General features: G+C 65.3%; 2 protein-coding genes. Both read left to right on the top strand.

The genetic code is table 11. The features are described 5' to 3' along the window. The first annotated feature begins 267 nt into the window (after nt 1–267). A complete protein-coding gene (locus V6M49_RS03475) occupies nt 268–1,092 on the top strand; it encodes a class I SAM-dependent methyltransferase (protein WP_332760045.1) in 825 nt (274 codons plus the stop codon). A gap of 118 nt (nt 1,093–1,210) precedes the next feature. Further along, entirely contained in the window at nt 1,211–1,795 is a 585-nt protein-coding gene (locus V6M49_RS03470; protein ID WP_332760044.1) for a class I SAM-dependent methyltransferase, read from the top strand. The last annotated feature ends 140 nt before the right edge of the window (nt 1,796–1,935 follow it).

Below are 1,935 nucleotides of genomic sequence, written 5' to 3'. Positions count from 1 at the left end.
GCGCCAGGCCGTGGTAAGTGTGGGCGCGCAGGTGGGTGGGGCGCTGTGGGCTTGAAGGCGATGGGCGGCCTTTGATCAGGTCATTCATGGGATTGTTTATACAGCGGTTCGCATGACTGCCGGGCCACTATCGCCGGCCAACCCGTCTGTCATGCAGGGTTACATGGACGTTGACCCGCTTCGGGCCTATGATTTTGCCGCGGGGGCGGTGGACGCGGAATTCGCCGCTCCGATCACCATGGCGCAGACTCGACAACGGAGGATTCAATGGCTAACGCGGGTCAATCATTCCAGGAATTCGAGCAGGCGGGGTGGGAGGATCCCGGCGTCGTTGCCGGGTATCACGAGCACATGTCCGGCATCACAACCCAATCCGTCGATGACCTGCTGGACGCCGCCGGCGTGGGCAAGGGATCGCGTGTGCTGGATGTGGCGACCGGCGCGGGCTACGTGGCCGGTGCCGCGGCCCGGCGCGGGGCTGATCCGGTGGGCATCGACTTTTCGGTAGCGCAGGTTCGTATGGCCCGTGAGCGATATCCGGGGCTCCGGTTCGAGCAGGCCGATGCGCAAGCCCTTCCGTTCGAGCCTGACAGCTTCGACGCTGTCGTCATCGCCTTCGGCATGTGTCACCTTCCGCATCCTGACCTCGCGCTGCGCGAGGCATTCCGGGTATTGAAGCATGGCGGCCGGGTGGCATTCACCGTTTGGGACACACCCGAACACGCAGTTGGTCTGGGGGCCGTGTATGGCGCTGTTCGCGCCCATGGCTCGATGGACGTCGGTCTTCCGGTCGGCCCCAACTTCTTTCTGTTCAGCGAGCCCGCGCCATGCACCGAGGCATTGCGCGGCGCGGGCTTTGTGTCGCCATCGTTTCGGCAGGTGCCGCAGGTATGGCGCATGGCCACTCCCGACGTGCTTTTGGAGGTCATGTCTGAAGGCACGGTGCGTGCCTCTGCAATGCTGCGCGCACAAAGCCCGGGCGCCAGAGAGGCCATCCGGGCGATGATCAGACAGACCCTTGCCGCGTTCAAACGCGGTGACCATTTCGAGGTGCCCATGCCGGCTGTACTCGCGGCAGCGGTCAAGCCGTGAGGTAAGGCTGTGCCGGCGAGGCGTCATGCGGGGCGGCCCAGGATGTTGCGGTGCCCGCGTTGCAGGGTGTGTGATTCATGTCCCGTGAGGGGCCGAATTGGGCCAAGGAGTTGTCATCGTGAGCAATACACCACTGTCTGATACCTGGGAGCGCGGTGACCCCTACGAGTACTACGTGGGCCGCTGGAGCCGGCGGATCGCGCCCGCCTTTGTCAACTGGTTGAATGCTCCGCCGGGCCGGCGCTGGCTGGACGTGGGTTGCGGTACGGGAGCGCTGTGCGCCGCCATCGTGGAGCATGGTTCGCCTGCCTCCGTGGCTGGAGTGGAGCCTTCGGAGGGATTCCGGGAAACCGCGAAGAAGACGCTGTCTGACCGCGCCACGTTTTACGCGGGCAGCGCGGCTGCCATACCCTTGCAGGAAGCCTCCGTGGATGTGGTGGTGTCGGGGCTCGTCCTGAACTTTGTTCCCGACCCTGCCGCCGCACTCGCCGAGATGGTCCGCGTCACCGCGAGCCAGGGCATCCTGGGGGCCTACGTCTGGGACTACGCCGGGAAGATGGAGCTGATGCGGTATTTCTGGGATGCCGCAGCTTACCTGGACCCTGGCGCTTCGAAGCTGGATGAGGGCGTGCGAGTTCCGCTGTGCCGTCCTGATGCGCTCGCGGACCTGTTCGCCCCGCCGGCCTGGAGACGATCGACGTGACGCCCATCGACATCCCAACGCCATTCACCAGTTTCGATGACTACTGGCAACCCTTCCTGGGCGGCCAGGGTCCCGCTCCGGCCTATGCCATGTCGCTGACCGAGACGGCCCGGGCGGAACTCCGGGAATGCCTGCGAGAG

Source organism: Pseudarthrobacter sp. (assembly GCF_036675385.1).
Lineage (GTDB): Bacteria > Actinomycetota > Actinomycetes > Actinomycetales > Micrococcaceae > Arthrobacter.
Note: the sequence above shows the minus strand (reverse complement) of the source record. Positions and strands in the feature narration are given on the sequence as shown.